Below are 18,913 nucleotides of genomic sequence, written 5' to 3' on the forward strand. Positions count from 1 at the left end.
TCCGTGATGGGGCGGAGGCAGCTGGGGGGGGGGGGGGGTGGGTCGGGGCTTTTGGGGTTTCGGGGGGGGGGGGGGGGGGGGGGGGGGGCAGCCCCCCCCCGCACCCGTTCAGGAGGCGAACAGCACCCGGGAGTAGTCCGGGCGCAGCACGACGTTGTTGTCGTACAGGCAGTACCGCACGGCCAGCAGCGGCACCGACGGGTCGCCGGGTTCCACCGCCGTACGCACCGCCGCGAGGACCTCCTCGACGGAGCCGAACCGGGCGGCCAGCTCCGCGCACACCTCGTAGGCGGTGCGCCCGGTCCGGTCGTCCCAGTACCGGGGCAGGCCGATCCCCGCGAACGCCGAACGGACAGCGGGCAGTTCGGTCCCCACCGCCAGCTCCACCAGGGTCCGGGCGAGCGGGCCCTCGGACTCCGACCCGTCCGCCGGATCCAGCAACCGCCCGACGAGAGCCACGCCGCCGTCCGACGCGAGGGCCGCCCGGACGGTGCGCAGCTCCGCGCTGTCGCCCTCACCGCCGCTCCCCAGGCGGCCGCACCAGGCTGCCAGTTCACCCGCCCCGGCGTTCCGGGCGAGGAACCCCTGCCAGTCGAGGCGGGCACGGTGGGCGCGGGAGAGGTAGGTCGCCTCGACGTGGGCGAAGAACTCGTCCACCGCCCGGGCGCCGCCGAGCGCCGCGACCAGGGCGGGCGGGTAGCTGAAGGTCGGATACAGCAGGTCCACGGTTTCCAGCCGGCCCCGGGGGCCGACCGAGTAGGCCGCGTCGCCCGGTTCTCCGGTGATCCCATCGCCGAGGTCGAAGACCCGGGTGGCACGGGTGATCAGGGAGTCCTCGAAGCGCTCGGCCAGTCGCAGGTCGCTGACCGCGCGCAGCGTGGTCGAGACGGTCTCGGGGGTGGCGTAGGAGTTCCCGAGGAACATGTCCAGCCTCCGCGGCGGCACCGGCAGGCCGCGTGCCAGGCGGAACGCCTCCTCCTCCTCCAGCCAGTCGACCTGTGCCTGCACGGCGTGGCGGGCCCGGTACGGCACGCGGGTACGTTTGAGGTTCGCGTCGTCGTACGAGCCGAACTGGTTCCAGCTGGGTTCGAAGTGCGATTCCAGCAGCATCCGGATCTCGGCGCGTTCGAGCGCCGGGTTGGGCAGCAGGTAGCAGGTCCACTGCACCGGCCGGGGCCGGTCGCGGTTGAGCCGGCGCATGCGCGCCGCCAGCTCGAACAGCAGGTCGTTGCGGCCGATGTTGACCTCGGAGCAGACCATCCAGATCCGGGTGACACCGCGATCGGCCAGGAAGCGGATGTCGGTGAGCACGGCGTCCAGGTCCCGCACCCGGTGCCGCCGGCCCTTGACCATCGGCTCGGTGCAGAAGTAGCAGCGGTACGGGCAGCCGCGCTGCACCTCCACCGGCACGTGGACCTCGGGCTCGGGGCCGAGGACGCGTTCGGGGCCGTAGAAGTCCAGGAGGTCGCGCAGGATCTCCTCGGTGTACTCGGGGTGGTCCGTGGGGGGCAGGAAGACCCGCTCGTTGACGGTGTAGCGGTCGCCGTGGCGGTGGGCCAGGTTGGCGATGCCGCGCAGGTCGTGCCCGGCCAGGATGTCGTCCAGGCGGCCCATGATCTCGTCCGGTTCGCCGACCACCCCGTAGTCCGGCCGCAGCCGCTCCAGCAGGGCGTGCGGCCTGGTGGTGAAGCCGAAGCCGCCGAGCATGACCGGGGTGTCGGTCAGGTCCCGCAGGATGCCGATGAGTTCCTCGGTCTCGTGCATCGGCCAGTAGCTGTTGCGGCGTACCGGTGGGGCGCCGGGGAGGTCGGCGTCGGCGTAGTTCCAGATGAAGATCGAGTCCAGTTGCCGCAGGTGGATGCCGATGAGGCGGGGGTCGGTACGCTCCAGCACCGCGGCCAGCACCGAGCGCCACTCGGGCTTGGGGGTGCGCAGCAGGTCGAACCGGGCGGTGGTCAGGCCGTGCCGTTCGGCGATCGCCGAAACCTGGACGAACGCGTAGGGATAGATGGGCAGTGCCGGGTAGTTCGAGGCGCTCAGCAGCAGCAGGTCCACGCCGTGTCGCCCCGGTACCACTGGGATGGGGTCTGCCATGCTGGGGATGGTGACACATCGTCAGTCCTCTTCACCACCATACGGATCAGCGCAAGGTGTCCGGATCCTCACTCTCTGCGGTGCAACCCCTTGACCGGAGCATGCACCGGACAACAATGGATTCCACGCTCCTGCCGCTCCGGCCCTGCGGCGGACCCACGAGCTTCCGCGTGCCACCGCCTCGCCGTCGCCCGCACCGCACCGCACCGTACCGACCGGACCCGCCGCGACGGCCCCCTCCCTCCCGTGAGGAGTGAATCCTTGACCTTTCCCGTGCTCTCGGCCGACTCGCACGTCGTCGAACCCGTGCGCCTGTGGACCGAAGGACTGGAACGCAAGTACCGCGACCGCGCGCCCCGGGTCTCCTGGGACGCCGAGCGGCGCGGCTGGTACTTCACCTGCGACGACCTGCCCCCCGCCCTCGTCAACAGCCTCTACGCCACCGACGCCACCGCCGAGGGGTTCGTCACCGACGCCGAGACGGTGGTCGAGGCGGCCCGGCCGGGCGGCAGCGATCCGGCCGCGCGGCTGAAGGACATGGCCCTGGACGGAGTGGCCGGCGAGGTGCTCTACCCCAGCCTCGGCCTGCACCTGTTCTGGCTCTCCGACGGAGAGTTCCAGCGTGCCTGCTTCCGCGCCTACAACGACTGGCTCGCCGAGTACGTGCGCCACACCCCGGAGCGACTGGTCGGCCTCGGGCTGATCTCACTGTGGGACACCGAGGAGGCCGTACGGGAGCTGCGCCGTTGCCGCGAGCTGGGCCTGCGGGGCGCCGCGATCTGGGCCTCCACCCCCACCGAGCGGGACTTCGGCGGGGAGATCAACGACCCGTTCTGGCGGGAGGCCCAGGCCCTGGGCATGCCGGTGTCGATGCACTGCCTCACCGGCTACCGGGACAGCCCGAAGCTCTTCGACTACGACAGCCCGCTCGGCCGCATCCGGCGCAACATGGGCTACCCGGAGGAACTCCAGCACACCCTCACCGACCTGATCTTCTCCGGGGTCCTCCAGCGCTTCCCGGACCTCCAGGTCGTCCTGGCCGAGAACGACATCGGCTGGATCGCCTACCATTTGCTGCACGCCGATCGCATCTACGACAAGCTCGGCCCGGCCCTGCGCACCGACCTCACCATGGCGCCCAGCGCCTACTTCCGCCGCCAGGTGCACGCCACCTTCACCGAGGACGAGGTGGGCGTGCTCACCATGCGGCTGCTCGGCTCGGGGAACTTCCTCTGGGGCAGTGACTACCCGCACTACGAGGGAAGTTGGCCGAACTCCCGGCAGGTCCTGGACCTCGGGCTGCGGGACGCCGGCCCGCAGGCGCGGCAACAGGTGACCTCCGAGAACTGCGCCCGGCTCTACGGGTTCGACCTCGCCACCCTGGCCGCCGAACCGACCGAGTGACCCAGCCGTCCACCGCTAGGGAGCCCGCATGGCGGAGCAGAACGCGAACCGCTGGTACCGCTTCATCGACGACGACATCGAACGAAGGACCCGGACGAGTGTCGGCTTCACCAACCTGATCTCCACCCGCCCCTACCCGATGGACACCGGGACCTTCGAGGGTTTCATCGATCGCAACGCCCTGATCCGCGAGTACCTGCGGATCACCCGGGACGTCTTCCTGGCCAGCGTGCGCGGCGAGATCGACCCGGCCGTCGCGGACACCCTGCTCGCCCGCCAGCCCCCGGAACGCGACCACACCTACCACAAGAACCTGACTGAACGGCACCTGGAACTGCCCCGGTACTTCCGCACCGACGAGCCGGCCCCCGGCCAGATCGCCGAGGTGCAGTGCCCGGCGTCCGGCTGGGAGATCGCCGACCAGGTGCACGCGCTCTACCAGGCCTTCCCGGACGACTTCGGCGGCCCCTCACGACACCTCGGGGCGCCGATCGACAACCTCGCCGACTCGCTCCGGGCCCGCTTCGGCGACGACCTCGTCGTCCACCACCTCACCGGCAACGCCTCCCGGCCGCACGGCGTCCAGTACACCGTGCAGCGACTGCGCGAGCGGGGCATCCGGCACTTCGGCTTCGACCGGGTGCACTGGAAGGACTGCGGGCTCGTGCGCGCCCACGAGTTCTACGACCTGCGCTACAACGGCTTCTTCGACCAGTGGATGGAGGCCTGCGAGCGCGGCGAACTCTTCTTCGACCACCCGCCGACCCCGCTCTACGACGCCAAGGTGACCATGGCCTGGCCGTTCTGGGAGAAGACCCGGCAGTACTACCCGGACCGGGTGCGCGGGCTCTTCCCGCACACCGAGATCGTCACCCCCGACGGCTTCCACCTGCCCGACGGCAGCTGGATCGGCCTGGACGAGTACTGCGCGCTCGGACAGGGCAAGCGCCGCTACTACCTCAAGTTCGGCAGCCATCACCCCACCCTGAACTGGGGCAGCCGCGCCGTCTACCACACGGGCAGCTTCTCCGGCGCGGCGCTGCGTGCCCTCTTCGACCGGGCCCTGGTCGACACGGCGGCCGGTCACCTCTGGGTCGCGCAGGACGCCCGCCTGCTGCCGGAACCGGCCACGGGCGTCACCCGGGACGGCGAGCAGGTGGGCTTCGACGCCTACACCAAGCTCAGCGGGTTCTACACCCCGGAGGGCCTGGCCGGAGTGATGGTCATGCAGGAGCGTGCCCACAAGGTGCACGGATCGCCGCAGACCGTGCTCAGCATCGCCTACTGACACCCCCCGACCCCGAACGAGGGAGAATCGCGGCCATGGCCGACCCGGGCGCGACCCCGACGCTGGCGGGACGCCGGCGTCGGGGTCGCGTACTTCCGCTTCCTGGAACGGGACGGCGTGGACTGGGACGCCTGGTGGGACGTCCTGTCCGGCCGCGTCGCCGGCACCATCTTCCGCGGCGCGCTGGCACCCGACGTCTGCGAGCGCACCTGCCGCCGTTTCTGGGCCAGTCCCCTGACCGTCAGTCCCCCGCAGGCCGTCCGCAGCACCGACCGCGTCGCCGGCCCGATCCTCGTCTCCTCCGGGAGCCTCGACGCCTACCTGGACGCGTCCGAACGCGCCCGCCCCGGCCTCGACGCGATCTGGGAGGGGCCGGGCCCGACCCTGCCCGATCTGCTGGAGGACTGCCGCGCGCACCTGGCCGGGCTCGGCGTCGAGCTGCGGCCGGCGGAACACGAGGGCCGACAGGCCGCCGTCTTCAAGCTGCGGTCGCGTGCCAACAGCGAGACCTTCGGCCTGCTGCCGCACGACGACGCCCCGTACGGCTGGATGAAGCCGCACCTGGCCGGCTTCGAAGTCATCCGGGTCCGACCAGTCTGCAACGCCCTCACCTGCCTGGAGAACGGCCCGGGCGGCGAGCTCGTCTACTGGAACGCCGCGCCCGGCCCCGAGGACCGCAGGGCCCTGGGGCTGCCGCCCGGGAGCTACGGCTACCCGCTGGAGGCCCTGGAAGGGGTGGAACGGATCACCCTGGAGATCCGCCCCGGAGACGTCTACGTGTTCGACGGCGGCAACGTCCACGCCGTCGCGCCCAGCGGACGACCGGACGTGCGCCGCACCGTGGCGCTCTGGTCGACCGGCCTGCTCGACGAGCGGACCGTCCTGCAGTGGGCCTGACCGGCCAGGCCGACCGACCGGAGGGAAAGGACCTCATGACGGAAGCAACGGGCGCGGGGATCGACGTCCGACAGCTCGCGGGCCACATCGGCGCCATGATCGACGGGGTCGACCTCGCCGAAGCCCTGCCCGACCCGACGATCGACGCCGTCCGCGCCGCCCTGCTGCGCCACAAGGTGGTCTTCCTGCGCGGCCAGCGGCTCGGCCACCCCGAGCACATCGCCTTCGGGCGGCGCCTCGGCGAGCTGACCCGGCGTCCCGGCCGCAAGCACGGCGTCCACCCGGACGGGTACCCCGAGGTCCTCACCGTCGATCCGGACGTGGAGGACACCCGGCACGGCCAGCGGTTCGAGGAGCGACTGAGGCCCAAGGCCCTGGAGCCGTACTCCGGCTGGCACGTCGACCTGGCCGCCGCCGTCAACCCGCCCGCCATCTCGGTCCTACGGGCCGAGACCGTCCCCCCGTACGGCGGCGACACCCAGTGGACCAACCTGGTCGCCGCCTACCAGGGCCTCTCCGAACCGCTGCGCGTGCTCGCCGACGGACTGCGCGCCGAACACACCCTCTACGCCGCGAACCGCCTGCTGCTGTCCGACAAGGAGGACGTCGAAGTCCTGCGCCGGCTCACCGAGGACACCCTGCTCTCCGTCCACCCGGTGGTGCGCGTCCACCCCGAGACCGGCGAACGCGCCCTGTTCGCACCACCCGCGTCCGTCACCCACCTGCGCGGGCTGCTGCCCTGGGAGAGCCGCCACCTGCTGGAGCTCTTCCACGGGCACATCGGCCGCCCAGAGTACAGCGTGCGCTGGCAGTGGGCCCCCGGCGACGTCGCCATCTGGGACAACCGCGCCGTCGCCCACCTGCAACCCGCCGACCTGGACCGCACCGACCACCGCCGCACCCTCTACCGGGTGACCGTACTCGGCGACCGCCCGGTCGGCCCGGACGGCTTCACCTCCGAGGCCGTCCACGGCGAACCGCTCACCGCGTACCGCGGCAGCTGACCGACGCTGACGACCGCTCCTACAGCGAGGACTCCCGCCAGTGGCACCAGATCGTCCGCAAGCTGCTGTTCCGGGCCCGATCCGCCCAAGCCGGCCAGCCCTGAACCTTCCCTCGACCCGCCTGACGAGGTCTCCCATGGACAGCACGCCGGACAGCCCCCTGTCACCGCACGCCCTCGGGCCGCAGCTGCTCGAGCGGCTCATGGCCCCCCTGCGGCAGGCTGGTTGGACCCAGGCAGATCAGTGGTACGAGGACGAAGAGGACGAGGACGATTCTGGCGCCGACGCGGCGGCAACGGTCGAGCTGAGCCGCTCCAACTTCCACCTCTTCATCAGCTGGTCTCCGGCCACCGGCCGCCTCGTCATCGACGACCCCACCGACGGCTGGGACTGGGACGGGTACCTTCCTCCGCTGTTCGCGCTCGACGAGCCGCTCATCATCGACCTGAGCCCGCAATCCACCCAGGTGGACAGGGCGGAGGCCGCACGCCGGGCTTTCGCCGCCGCCGGGCTGCTCGACGTGACGCGCATCTATCTGCCCGGCGACGAGACATCGCTCCGCGGGACCCTGAGCACCCTGTTCTGGAAAGAGCACATCAGCCCCGCGATCCGTCGGCACCGCCGCGAGCACGACAGCCTGCAGGTACTCAGGGCGTTCGGCGAGGACTTCTACTGGCGCATCGGAAGCGGGCTGCGTGCCTACCCGGTGATCTCCCCCGACTCGGTGCCGTCAGCGGCAGCGCGAGGGATCGCCGAATGGTGCTGGCGGCGCGAGAGCGACGTCGAGGACTGGCACTTCAAGATCGACGACATCGCGATGGCCCGGGCCAACATCGCCGCCACCCGGGCCGTCCTGCCCCACGTCCACCTCGAGGCCATCGACTGGCACGCTGTGCGTCTCGCCCTCACAGCCCCCGCCCGCCGACTCGCGGACGGCCAGGCCCTGCGGGACACCTTCGAAGAAGGCTGGGGGCCGATCCTTGCATCCATCCACCGTGAGATCGACCTTTGGCAACAGGTCGACGAGGATCTCGGCGCGGAGGCCACCATGCGCCTGCTCTCCATGCATGGTTCCCACACCGAGTCCGTTGGCGAGTGGTGGGGCTCAGGCTGGTTCGAAACCGTGACCCGCAGCGCTATCGCCCGTGCCGCGGATGCCGACACCCTCCCCGCCTCGGTCCTCGAGGTCTTCACAGACCCGGAACAATTCGCTGACGCCGCCGGCGGCCACCCCGACCTGTTAGACGATGACACCTTCGCTTGGCTGACACGTGCCATCTTCCACAAACGGCTCCTCCAGCAAAAGGCCCGTTTGCCCCGGACCACCGCACTGGCCCTTCCCGACTGGGCGACGCAGAGCCTTCTGGCCCTGATCGAATCGGACGATGAACCTTCACCGACAGAAGCGTCATGATGAGCGAAGGTGCCCACGCAGGCAGGCACCAAGAGCCAGATGGCGAAGCATCCACCCGAATCGTGGGGTCGAAGCATCGAGCCGGGCCGGCAGAGGGCTGTTACTCCGTGTGGCCGAATCCGATGCTGGGCCTTGACGCTGTTTTGGGAACAGCCGATTTGGGTGCTGGTGGACGCAGTAGGACTTCTCAGGACGGCAAGGCCTCAAGCTGGGCATGGTCCTCGGTTCGTCGGGATGCTGTCCGAGGTCGCGGCCCGCAGCCTGCTCACCGCCCGCCCCGAGGCAGTCGGCGTGCGCACCCTGCCGATGAGCCTGGCCTCCGTCGCCGCCGCCCCGCTCGGCGCGGCCCTGTCCGGATGCTTCGGTGCGCCGCCGACGTCGACTAGCGGCGCCGGACAGACTGCGGCCAGAGGTTGCCGACCGGGTGCGCTTCGTCAGCGGGTGAGGGGCAGGCGTAGAAGCGAGCCCGCCCGCGCCTACGACCGGCGCTCGCGACTGCGCACCCTGCAGAAAGGGTCAGCTCAGGCCGCGCGCCGCCCCCGCAACCCTCCCGGACTGGGCAGCTCACGACCTCCTCGACATGCTCCGCCCGGACTCCGAGGAGCACGAGGCCCCAGCTGCCGACGCCACGCTCGGGCGTCCCTGACCGGCCGCACAGCCAGAGACGCCTCACCCCGCCCAAGCCGCAGTACGGAAGCCCTCCGACGCGCGGCTACGCCGCCCGCCGGAGGACCTCACCAGGCCCGGGGACCGGACTCCGTCCGGCGGCGGCCCGGTCGAGGGCCTGGGCCAGGGCGAGCACGGCCTGGTCGGCGGAGTCCTTGAGGAGGTGGCCGTAGAGGTTGATCGTGGTGGCGATGGTGGAGTGCCGCAGGGTCTTGGAGATGACGGCGACGGGGATGTTCTCGGCGATCATGATGCTGGCCGCGGTGTGGCGAAGGTCGTGCAGGCCGATCCTGGGCAGGTCGAGCTCGGCGGTGCGCTTGCGGAGCTGGTCGAGGACCCACTGGGGCCGTAGCGGGGTTCCGCCCGGGCGGCCGAAGACCAGGCCCTCGAGCCGGCCCTCCGGGTCGCCGGCCATCTGGATGGCGGCCTGGTGGTGGAGGGCGGTCATGACCCTGGGGGAGAGGCTGATCCAGGCGCGGCCGGCCTCGGTCTTGGGCTCGCGGAGGTGGATCTTCCCGTTGTCGATCGCGGCGAGGGTCCAGCGGACGAACAGCTTGCGGTCCATGAGGTGGACGTCGGACCAGTGCAGGGCGAGAACCTCACCGCGGCGCATGCCGGTGCCGAGCATGACCTCGAACAGGTCGGTCAGCTGGTCCGCGTACTGCTCCGCACTGTGCTGCAGGAAGGTGGCTGCCTGCTCGGGGGTCCAGCAGGTGCGCTCGGCGGCGCGGGGCTTGGGCGGCACGGAGTGCTTGGCCGGGTTGTAGCGCAGGCGCCACGAGCGGACGGCGGCGTTGAGTGCGTTGCGCAGGGTGGACGCGGCCCGGTAGACGGTGACGCGCCCGCGCTGGGCCTCCAGCTGGGTGGTGACCCAGTCGTCGATGTGTTCCGGGCGCAGGTCGAGGAGCCGGAGGTGGCCGAAGGCGGGGACGAGGTCGCGCTCGACGCACGCGGCGTAGCCGGCGTAGGTGTTCGGTGCGAGGTGCGGCTTTCTCGTGGCGAGCCATTCGCGCAGGTAGCTCGCGACGGTGGTACGGCGGTTCTCGTATACCCCGCGCAGCTCACCGTCGAGCACCGCCCTCATCTCCCGGGCCGCCTCAGCGCGGCTGGCGAACCCGCCCCGCCGACGCGTACGACGCCTGCCCTCCTCCGGAGTGAGGTCGACGCAGTACGTCCACGACCCGTGACCCGCCTCCTCCAGCAGCCGCACACACCACGGACCCAACTGCTTCCCGTGCCCGCCCGTACAACCACACCGCCGGTAGACCCGACCACGCCGTGCACGCTGTCCCATGAGCTTCCCCATTCTCTCGGACCGGATGATCCCGAGACCAAGGTTCGCCGCCTCGTCGGGCGTGGCGGCAGAGCGTGCGGGGCGGTGCGCGAAGCACGTCAGAACCACAGGGCGACGACACGCTCAAGACGACACACCGCCCGGAAGATCACTGTCCGCAACCGGTGGGTAAGCGACCATGATCCGTCCGCAGGACCGGGACCCGCGGGTCGGCTGACGGCATCGACGCAGGGGCGGTCGGGCAGGTACGACGCCGCTTGCTGAAGGGCCGACAGGTTTCGATCACACGCAGTAGCTGTGGCGGGGCGCTCGGCCTGGGGACCACTTTGGGACCACACCCGATGAGCGCCTATGGGCGCCCATGGTCCGAAACGGACACTTCTGCACGAAGTAAACACTGAGCAACTGTCAGCTCGCTGCGTCGGCGATTCCGTTGAGAAGTCCCAACTCACTTGCACCTCAGGATGGTTGAGCAACAACGAAGCCGAGGCCACGAGGCCTCGGCTGCCGACAATAGTTGAACCCCTGGGGGTCAAGGGGTCGCAGGTTCAAATCCTGTCGTCCCGACCAGCGTTTTCGCAGGTCGTAGGCCGCTTTCACCGAAAGGTGGAAGCGGCCTTTTTGATGTTTCGTCGGCTGGTGGTCGCAGTGTGGTCCCGGGGGGTTGGCCGGGGCGCCGGTTGGCGACGTTGTGTCGTTTTCCGTGTCTGCTGGGTGGTCAGACGTGGTGCGCGGGGGCTGCGGGGGATTCGGGCTGCGTGGTTGCCGTGCAGGGCGTTGTGGTCGGCCTGGTCGAGGGAGTGGTTGATGGCGTCGACGGCTTCGCGGACGGCCTGGATGGTCAGGTAGTGGTAGACGTCCACGGTGGTGGAGAAGGTGGAGTGCCGCAGCGTCTTGGAGACGATGGGCAGCGGCACGTGTTCGTCCATGGCCAGGGCGCAGGCGAGGTGGCGCAGGTCGTGGACGCCGATGACGGGGACGCCGGCTTCGCGGCAGAGGCGGTGGAATCGGCGCAGGACGTAGGAGGGGTGGAGCGGGCGGCCGTGGCGGTGGAAGACCAGGCCGTGTCCGGGAGCGGGGTTGGGGCCGCGGAAGGTGTCGGGGGCGAGGCGGTGGGCGATCGCTGCGGTGGCGCGGTCCGACAGGGCGACCCAGTTGCGGCTGGAACGGGTCTTGGGTTCGGTGAAGACGAGTTCGGTGTTGTCGATGGCCGAGAGAGTCCAGCGGATGTACATGAAGCGCTTGTCGAGGTAGGCGTCGTCCTCGTGGAGGGCCAGGGCCTCGCCCTTGCGGATGCCGGAGCCGATGAGCAGTTCGGCGAGGTCGGCGATCAGGGGGTCGGCGCCGTGGGCGTAGCGCAGGAACGTGGCCGCGTGGTCGACGGTCCACTCGATGCGGTCGGCGCGGCGCGGCCGGCGGAGGACCAGGGGCCGACCGACGTTGCGGCGCAGGCGGCCGGCCCGGACCGCGTCCCCGAGCGCGCTGGAGAGCGTGCACAGCATGCGGTGGACGGTGACCCTTCCGCGGCCGTGGGCGAGCTGGTGGTCGGCGAAGGTGCGGATGTGGGGCCGGCGGAAGTCGTCGAGGCGGATGGTGCGGAAGGCGGGGATGAGGTCGTCGTACACGTACCTGCGGTAGTGGGAGGCGGTGGTGGGCTTCAGTTCGGCCTGTTTGGCGTGGAACCAGTCGTCGAGGTAGTCGGCGACGCTCTGGTCGGGGTCGCGGGGGATGCCGGTGCGTTCGCCTTCGAGGTAGCGGTGCAGGGCTTTTTTCGCGGCCTTCTTCTTGAGGTAGCCGCCGCGGCGGATGGTGTGGCGCTTGCCGTCGATGGCGGTGTGGCTGTCGACGGCGAAGGTCCAGGTGCCGTGGTGGGGGTCGGCGGCGAGGAGGGGGCAGCGGGCGCCGAGCTGTTTGCGGTGCTGGTCGCGGCAGCCGCAGCGGCGGTAGACGCGGCCGCGCTTGGCGGAGGAGCGCATGATGATCACTTCACGCAGGGTCGTGGTCGGGTTGGCCTTTCCAGTTTCGTCCCGTGCGGGCGCACTGCGGCTGCCGATGGGACCACCGTGCGACCACCAGAGGCTTTCAGGGCCTCTGGCCTGGTGTGATCCCTTGACCTGCGCTCAGATTGCCTACGGCTCCCTTCGGTGGCTCGCAGCCTTGTGGATCATGTCCGGAACTCTGGCGTCCGGACGTGTCGTCGCTGATGGCGACCGGACGGATGCTCTCGGGTGTGGGAGGGTCCGGGGTGCGACGCCGACTGCGGTGCGGCCGGAGGCCGGCTGCGAGTGATTCTGAGGTGCTCTGATTTTATCGAATTCCTCCGGATATCGGCAGGGAATGGATCTCTCATTCCCCGCCCGCGGGGCCGCTCGGGCCGTTTCGGAGGAGGCAGAATTGCGGCCGCTTTTCGGGGATGCGGAATTCCCGGACCTGATTGTACGTCAGGCATGCATGCCATGATGGTCACGCTGAGTAATATCGGCCGGGGTTCGAGGGCGGGTGTCGACGGCCTGGGGCGGACGTGCCGTTGCCGACAGGTCGACGGCTGTCACGCGGAGCTGCCGACAGGCGCGGTGGCCAGAGCCCTCCGCTGTCACCCTGGGTGATTGTCGAGGGATGCGTCGTGTGTCCGGGCAGGCGGTCTCGGCGGCCGGTCAGGTGAGCCGGTCGCGGTGGACGGCTGCGGCTTCGCGGACGAGGTGGGCGAAGCGTTCGCGGCTGTGGTCCTGGTGCCGCTCGGCCGGTTCGTCGTCCCCGTCCTCCGCCTCGTCGGCATTGGTGTCCTCGTCGTCCAGTTCGTCGTACTCCTCGTGGAGGAGCCAGCAGCCGTGGATGCCGGCGAGGAGGTCTTCGAGGAGGTCGACGGCGGGGCGTTTGGGGTCGAGAGGGGTCAGGCGCAGGCCGGTGTCCTCGGGGTCGGTGTCCGGGCCGGTGTGGTCGGCGAGGTCGTCGTCGAGGTCTTCGAGGTGTTCGCGCAGGCCTGCGGGGTCGGGGAGGAGGCCGTCGGCGACGTGGAGGGCGTGGCGTACGAGGCCGGTGACGGCGTCGTAGGGCGAGACGCCGGCTTCGATGAGGCCGAGGACGAGGGTTGGGGTTTCGTGGGGCAGGGCTTCGATGTCGTCGGCTTCGAGCAACACGGTGATGGGGGAGTGGCCGGTGACCTCGGCGGCGGCCGCGAGCCAGTGTGCGGCGGCGACGGCCGCGGCGGTGGGGTCGATCTCGGAAAACAGTGCGGCGGGGCCGAAGGGGTCCTGTTCGAGGAGGTGGTCGGCGGCGGCGACCTGCACGGGGGAGGCGCCTTCGCGGCTGAGGAGGACGGCCTGGCGGGCACGGCCGGTGAGGTCGCCGAGCTCGGCGTTCTCCACGGCGGCGAGCTCGATGGCGGCCTCGGCGAGGACGGCGTCGGTGAGCTTCCGGTCGTCCAGGCCGTGCAGGGCGCGGCCGGCGCGGTGGGCGGATTCGACCAGCGGGCTGTAGGAGACGTCGAGCATGCCCTCCTGGGGAAGGTTGGGCCGGGCGATGGCGCCCGGGACCTCGTCGAAGGACTTGCGCTCCTCCTCACGGCGCCAGCCTTCGGAGCCGGACTCCTGGGAGGCGGCGGCGCTGGCGGGGTGGGTGTAGGTGCGCCAGGCGGCGTCGGACAGGTGGCTGAGCGCGCGGGCCAGGCGCAGGAGAACGGAGGCCTCGGCCCCGGCCGGGAAGGAGGCCACCCGAGTGGCGAGGTCGCCTTCACCGGTTCCCCAGGTGGCGAGCAGCTCGTGCCGCTCGGGGTCGACGCTGTAGCGGGTCACGAATCCCTACCTCCAGGACTGCCGCGGTGCTCGGTCGCCGTGCGGGCCCATTGTGACCGACCGGCGGGAGTCGGAGGCGCGGGCGCAGGCCTTCGGCCCGGCAGCGGGCGGAATCGATCGGGAGTGGTCCGGTTCCTTCGCGGTACGGTCGTCCCGTGACTCAACTTCCCAGCAGTTCGGCCACGTTGGTGGTGCGTACCGACTTCTCCGGCCCCGCTTCGTGGGAGCGTCTGCGCAAGGTCCTGGCCACCCCGAACGAATACGGGTTCCTTCCCGACGTCGAGCTCGTGGACGATCCCCGCTTCGCGGGTGCGACCTGCGCCGAGGTAAGAAACCTGCTGCCGAGCGACTATCGGCACCCGCTGCTCGTCCTGGCGGACACGGTGGCGCTCGGCTCGGCCGAGCTGCCGGTCGTCGTCGTGGACCTGTGGGGTGAGCCGGGGCGCTTCATCCGGGTTGTCGCCGCGGAGCTTTGGGGGATCGAGAACAACCTGTCGATCGCGAACATGGACTTCGACGATTTCGCCCGTGCCGTCGACCAGGACGGGGTGTTCAGGGACTTCTGAGCCGGACCGGCCGGCCAAGCCGCTGGTTGCAGAGGGCGGGTTCACTGCCCAGGAGCAACAGCGTCGGGAGCGGGTGCGGCTGGAGGTGGGCTTTACCCCGCCGCAACCCGCGCCGCGGTCGACGAAGTCGTCGCCACCTGGGAGAACCAGGCCCGGGAAGCGGCCGCATCCGAGGAGTGCACCGCTCTGCAGCAGGTGACCGTACGCCTGCCCGAGGTCAAGGAGGACACCGCGCCGCCCTGGCGCGAGCACGGCTTCCTCCGTGACCTCGACGACTGGACGACCGGCGTGCTGATCACCCACCTCGCCCACGCCGACTGGGTGGGCCGCACCCTCACCCTGCGCGTGTCACGGCTCATCGCCGACCGGCTCCTGTCCCGCTCCCACGGCCTCGACTGCCAAGCCCACCAGGACAGGCCAGCCCCCACCGTGCCCGTACCTTCGGCGAGCCCGATTCGGCCCGGGATCTTCGACGACACCCCGGTCCACGGACGCCAGCCGCTCACCGCGGATCATCTGCGCCTGCTGCGTTCCACTCGGGCCGCAGCCGCGGACGAGCTGTACATCGTCTTCTTGTAACTCCTCACCCCCGGTTGGAACATCCGAAAGAGTCGAGTTTCTGGCGGCCATCTGACCTGGTCGCCGTGGGTGATCTGAGTCAGGCTGTCTCCTGGCAGCCAAGCACGGGGATCGGGCGGGGACGGCCGACGACGGTGGCAGCACCCGGGTCTCCGCGTGCTGCCACCAGTATGTCGGCGCCCCGTACTCCTCGTGGGCCCGGCCGCACGCCGTGGGATGATCAGTCCCATGAAAGGCACCGGCCTGCGGGGGACAGCATGAGTGACGGCACCGGACATCTGTCCAAGCACGTCTGGTCGGTGGCCGACCTACTGCGTGGCGACTTCAAGCCTTCCGAGTACGGGCGGGTGATCCTGCCGTTCACGGTGCTGCGCCGGCTGGACTGCCTGCTGGCACCGAGCCGGCCGGCGGTGCTCGACGAGGCCGAGCGCACCGACGGCGAGCAGGAACGGGAGCAGCGCCTGACGGCGGCCTCGGGTTGGTCCTTCTACAACCTCAGCCGGTTCTCCATGGAGAGCGTGCTCAGCGATCCGGAGAACGCCGACCGGGTGCTCCTGGGCCATGTCGCCGGGTACTCCCGGAACGTCAGGGAATTGCTGGACGGCTTCGAGTTCGAGCGGACCGTCGCCCGCCTGCACCAGGCACGACTCCTCTACCCCGTCGTCAAGCAGTTCGCCTCGATTGACCTGGGGCAGATGATCACCGACGACCACATGAAGGACCTCTTCGAGGAGCTCGTGCGCCGGTTCGCGGAGAGCAGCAACGAGTCGAGCGGGGAGCACTACACCCCCCGGGATGTCGCCCACCTGATGGCCGGCTTCCTCATCTCCGCAGACTCGGACCTCCTGGCGTCGCCGCACGCCGTCCGCACCATCCTTGATCCGGCCTGCGGGACGGCTGGCCTGTTGACTGAGGCGGCTTCGTACATCGCGCTGATGAACCCCGGGGCAGACATCACGTTGTACGGTCAGGAGATCAACCGGGAGTCATGGGCGATCTCCCGTTCCACCCTGCTGACCAGCGGCCGCCGGGCCTCGACGATCGCCTTCGGGAACGTCTTCGCCGAGGATGGGCACCAAGGAACCGCCTTCGACTACCTTCTCGCCAATCCGCCGTTCGGCGTCGACTGGAAGAAGAGTGTGTACGCGGTCCGGTCGGAGCACGAGCAGCTCGGCTTCGCGGGCCGCTTCGGGGCCGGTCTTCCTCGGATCAACGACGGCTCACTGCTCTTCCTGCAGCACATGCTGGCGAAGATGAAGCCGGTGAGCGCCTCGGGCGAGGGCGGCAGCCGGATCGCGGTCCTCTTCAACGGCTCCCCGATGTACGCCGGGGCCGCGGGGTCCGGCGAATCGGACATCCGGCGGTGGATCGTGGAGAACGACTGGCTCGAGGCCGTGGTCGCGCTGCCCGAGCACCTCTTCCACAACACCGGCATCAGCACCTACCTGTGGGTCCTCAGCAACCGCAAGCCGGCACAGCGCAGGGGCCAGGTGCTGCTGCTCAACGCCCAGGACCAGTACCAGCGGATGCGCCGCTCCATCGGCTCGAAGCGCAACTACATCACGTCGGACCAGATCGCCGAGATCACCGGGCTCTACCTGGACACCCTGTCCGCCGACCCCGCCCAGCAGCCGGACGACCGGGTCCGCATCGTCTCCACCGACGAACTGATGTACCAGCGGGTCACAATCGAACGACCGCTGCGGCTCCGGTACGAACTGTCCGAGGAGGTCCTGACTCGGCTCGCCGAATCGCGCATGATGCAGAAGACCCGCGATCCCGCCGCCCTGGTGGCCGCCCTGCGTCCGCTGGTCGGCTCGACGTGGACGAGGGGCCAAGAGGCCGTCACGGCGCTGCGCGGGGCGGTCGCCTCGGCCGGCGTGAGCTGGCCGCGCGGGAAGGTCTTCGAGGCAGCGGTCCGCAAGGCCGTCGGCGTGCGCGACGGCGACGGAGAGCCGCAGCGGATCGGCGAGGCGTACGAGCCGGATTCCGAGCTGCGCGAGTTCGTCCACCTGCCGCTGCAGGTGGATCCGAGCGACCACCTCCGACGCGAAGTGCACCCGACCGCTCCGGACGCCTGGATCGACGACAGCAGGACACGGGTGGGCTGCGAGATTCCACCCGCGCTCTTCTACCGGCCGGAACTCGACGGCGACTTCGAACTGCTGCGCAACCTCGCGCGGCTGGAGACCACCCGGGTCAACCCGCCGCAGAGCGGGGAACAGGAGGACGGCGCCGACCGGCCCAAGCACCTGCGCGCCCAGGACCTCCACGAGGCGGACTCGGCCGTCGAGCTCCCCGACGCTCCGGAGGATGGGACGTCGCTGACCCTGTGCTCGGGCGGCATGCTCGTCGGACGGCCGGGCAACTGGCGCCTGCTGCCGCAGGGCTTCGGTGAGGCGGCGACCTCCCTCTTCGTGCTGCAGCCGCTGCGCGGCAGCGGCCAGGCGCTCTGCGAGTGGCTGAACTCCCGCAAGGACAACGGCCAGTACCCCAGCGCCCGCGATCTGCTGGACACGCACGTCCCCGTCGACCTGGTGACCGACAGCGAGGTGGAGAGCCTCCTGGAGACCGTGCAGGAGGGGCGGCGCGCACTGCGGACCACGATGTCGGGAATCCTGCCCAATGTCTTCGGCAGCGGCGAGCGGGACGTCCAAGGCGTTCGGAACGAGATCAGGTTCGCCGCCCACGAGGCCGGCCTGATCGGCGAACTCGTGCGGCCGCTGGACGACCCGATCTGGCGCGCCGAGTGGAGCTTTCCGCACCATGTCGCCGCGCTGTCCCGTCGGTACCGGGTCAGTACACACCCGGCGGAGCGGAAGGACGGACTGCTCAAGCTGGGCGAGGGCCTTGCCCGGGTGCTGGGCGTGCTGGCGCTCACCGAGCTCGCAGCGTCGAACGGCTTCTCCAGGAACCTGCGCAAGCAGTTCCGGACCGGCGCTACCTTCGGTACCTGGCTCTGGCTCCTAGACCGGTTGGAGGCCGAGGGCATCGCGCCCCGCGTTCAACAGCTCGCCACCGTGCGCGACCGGGGTAACGCACGCGCCCTGTTGGGCCACATCAAGGACTTCAGGAACACCTCGCACCACGCCCACGGTGTCCGCGCCAGCCATCAACTGGCGGAGGACGTCGAGCGGCTGGAACCGCACGTGGTGCGGGCGATCAGCGCGGTCAGCTGGCTCTCCGGGGCACACTGGGACTGGGTGGAGCGGTGCGAGTACCTCGACGAGGGCTCGTACCGGATCGTCGGGCTCCGGCTAAGGGGCAGCCATCCGAGTTGGGAGCCGTTCGAGCGGTCGAGCACCCAGCCGCTGCGGCCCGACCGCATCTACGTGGACAGTGCACCGCACGGGGCTCCGGTCGACCTCTGGCCGTTCGCCGCCGTCAGCCTGTGCGAGGAGTGTCGGACCCGGGAGCTCTTCCTGCTCAATGAGGTCCGGGACGGCCAGTTGACGCTCCGCAGCCTGGAGGAGCATTCGCTGGAGATCACCTACGACCTGCCCCAGTAGCGGCGAGTTGCTCCGTCAGCTGGGCTTGGCACTGGCTTGCCGATGGGAGTTCGCGGCCGCAGCTCTCCACTGCTCAGCACCCGGGCCGCACCAGTACGGCGCAGCAGGGCGGCGACCGGTTCGGTCGGTCGGAGCAGGTGGAGCTGCGCGCCTGCTTCGCGGGCCCGCAGGTGGGCGCGGATGAGGGCGCTGAGGCCGCCGGAGTCGCAGAACGCGACGCGGGACATGTCCACCACCAGCTCCCCCTGGAGGGTGGGCAGGCCGGTGGCGTTCTCCACGGCTGCCTCCAGCAGCGGCGCGGTGTCTTGGTCGAGGTCGCCGACTGCCCCTGGAAGCTCATGGGACAGCGTGCGCGGCGGGGACGGGTCTACCGGCGGTGCGGGTCTCCCTTGGCCAGTGCTCAAGGG

The 18,913-nt window shown here is 70.4% G+C and carries 13 protein-coding genes; 8 read left to right on the top strand and 5 right to left on the bottom strand.

Annotated features, from left to right (window positions below; all coding sequences use genetic code 11):
* Positions 1–108 precede the first annotated feature (108 nt).
* On the bottom strand, positions 109–2,094 hold the full coding sequence (locus tag ACFVX9_RS14915; protein WP_380371648.1) for a B12-binding domain-containing radical SAM protein: 1,986 nt from the start codon (positions 2,092–2,094) through the stop codon (positions 109–111).
* Between the two features lie 261 nt (positions 2,095–2,355).
* Here ACFVX9_RS14915 and ACFVX9_RS14920 point away from each other — a divergent pair, with 261 nt between their 5' ends.
* From ACFVX9_RS14920 to ACFVX9_RS14940, 5 genes are all read left to right on the top strand, one after another.
* On the top strand, positions 2,356–3,498 hold the full coding sequence (locus ACFVX9_RS14920) for an amidohydrolase family protein (RefSeq protein WP_380371645.1): 1,143 nt from the start codon (positions 2,356–2,358) through the stop codon (positions 3,496–3,498).
* A 28-nt stretch (positions 3,499–3,526) separates the two neighbouring features.
* Positions 3,527–4,786, top strand: coding sequence for a hypothetical protein (locus ACFVX9_RS14925; RefSeq protein WP_380371642.1), 1,260 nt, complete (start codon positions 3,527–3,529; stop codon positions 4,784–4,786).
* A 117-nt stretch (positions 4,787–4,903) separates the two neighbouring features.
* Positions 4,904–5,683: a hypothetical protein gene (locus tag ACFVX9_RS14930; protein ID WP_380424868.1), complete on the top strand. Its 780-nt coding sequence runs from the start codon at positions 4,904–4,906 to the stop codon at positions 5,681–5,683.
* Between the two features lie 35 nt (positions 5,684–5,718).
* Complete coding sequence (locus ACFVX9_RS14935) at positions 5,719–6,687, top strand: TauD/TfdA dioxygenase family protein (protein WP_380371637.1); 969 nt, start codon at positions 5,719–5,721, stop codon at positions 6,685–6,687.
* A gap of 136 nt (positions 6,688–6,823) precedes the next feature.
* Positions 6,824–8,101, top strand: coding sequence for a hypothetical protein (locus tag ACFVX9_RS14940; RefSeq protein WP_380371635.1), 1,278 nt, complete (start codon positions 6,824–6,826; stop codon positions 8,099–8,101).
* 712 nt (positions 8,102–8,813) lie between these two features.
* Here the strand turns inward: ACFVX9_RS14940 and ACFVX9_RS14945 are convergent.
* The 3 genes from ACFVX9_RS14945 to ACFVX9_RS14955 form a co-directional block, all read right to left on the bottom strand.
* Complete coding sequence (locus tag ACFVX9_RS14945) at positions 8,814–9,851, bottom strand: tyrosine-type recombinase/integrase (RefSeq protein WP_387981908.1); 1,038 nt, start codon at positions 9,849–9,851, stop codon at positions 8,814–8,816.
* 806 nt (positions 9,852–10,657) lie between these two features.
* Positions 10,658–12,037, bottom strand: coding sequence for a tyrosine recombinase XerC (xerC, locus tag ACFVX9_RS14950; RefSeq protein ID WP_371522885.1), 1,380 nt, complete (start codon positions 12,035–12,037; stop codon positions 10,658–10,660).
* A gap of 678 nt (positions 12,038–12,715) precedes the next feature.
* Complete coding sequence (locus ACFVX9_RS14955; RefSeq protein ID WP_371519628.1) at positions 12,716–13,852, bottom strand: hypothetical protein; 1,137 nt, start codon at positions 13,850–13,852, stop codon at positions 12,716–12,718.
* 155 nt (positions 13,853–14,007) lie between these two features.
* On the opposite strand from ACFVX9_RS14955, the gene ACFVX9_RS14960 reads away from it, so the two are divergent.
* From ACFVX9_RS14960 to ACFVX9_RS14970, 3 genes are all read left to right on the top strand, one after another.
* Positions 14,008–14,418 (top strand): DUF6924 domain-containing protein, encoded by a 411-nt coding sequence (locus ACFVX9_RS14960; protein ID WP_371519631.1) that lies wholly within the window; start codon positions 14,008–14,010, stop codon positions 14,416–14,418.
* 195 nt (positions 14,419–14,613) lie between these two features.
* Positions 14,614–14,997: a hypothetical protein gene (locus ACFVX9_RS14965; protein ID WP_371519633.1), complete on the top strand. Its 384-nt coding sequence runs from the start codon at positions 14,614–14,616 to the stop codon at positions 14,995–14,997.
* Positions 14,998–15,254: 257 nt separating this feature from the next.
* Entirely contained in the window at positions 15,255–18,506 is a 3,252-nt protein-coding gene (locus ACFVX9_RS14970; RefSeq protein WP_387981911.1) for an N-6 DNA methylase, read from the top strand.
* On the opposite strand, the gene ACFVX9_RS14975 is transcribed toward ACFVX9_RS14970, so the two are convergent.
* Positions 18,488–18,910 (bottom strand): STAS domain-containing protein, encoded by a 423-nt coding sequence (locus ACFVX9_RS14975; RefSeq protein ID WP_371519638.1) that lies wholly within the window; start codon positions 18,908–18,910, stop codon positions 18,488–18,490. The genes ACFVX9_RS14970 and ACFVX9_RS14975 overlap by 19 nt on opposite strands.
* Positions 18,911–18,913: the final 3 nt, after the last annotated feature.

The sequence above is a fragment of the Kitasatospora sp. NPDC058243 genome (genome assembly GCF_042882025.1).
Lineage (GTDB): Bacteria > Actinomycetota > Actinomycetes > Streptomycetales > Streptomycetaceae > Kitasatospora.

Excerpts from the sequence above, each read along its gene's own strand:
- ACFVX9_RS14970 (WP_387981911.1), top strand. The coding sequence starts at position 15,255 with ATGAGTGACGGCACCGGACATCTGTCCAAGCACGTCTGGTCGGTGGCC.
- ACFVX9_RS14945 (WP_387981908.1), bottom strand. The coding sequence starts at position 9,851 with ATGAGGGCGGTGCTCGACGGTGAGCTGCGCGGGGTATACGAGAACCGC.
- ACFVX9_RS14925 (WP_380371642.1), top strand. The coding sequence starts at position 3,527 with ATGGCGGAGCAGAACGCGAACCGCTGGTACCGCTTCATCGACGACGAC.
- xerC (WP_371522885.1), bottom strand. The coding sequence starts at position 12,037 with ATGCGCTCCTCCGCCAAGCGCGGCCGCGTCTACCGCCGCTGCGGCTGC.
- ACFVX9_RS14940 (WP_380371635.1), top strand. The coding sequence starts at position 6,824 with ATGGACAGCACGCCGGACAGCCCCCTGTCACCGCACGCCCTCGGGCCG.
- ACFVX9_RS14935 (WP_380371637.1), top strand. The coding sequence starts at position 5,719 with ATGACGGAAGCAACGGGCGCGGGGATCGACGTCCGACAGCTCGCGGGC.
- ACFVX9_RS14915 (WP_380371648.1), bottom strand. The coding sequence starts at position 2,094 with ATGGCAGACCCCATCCCAGTGGTACCGGGGCGACACGGCGTGGACCTG.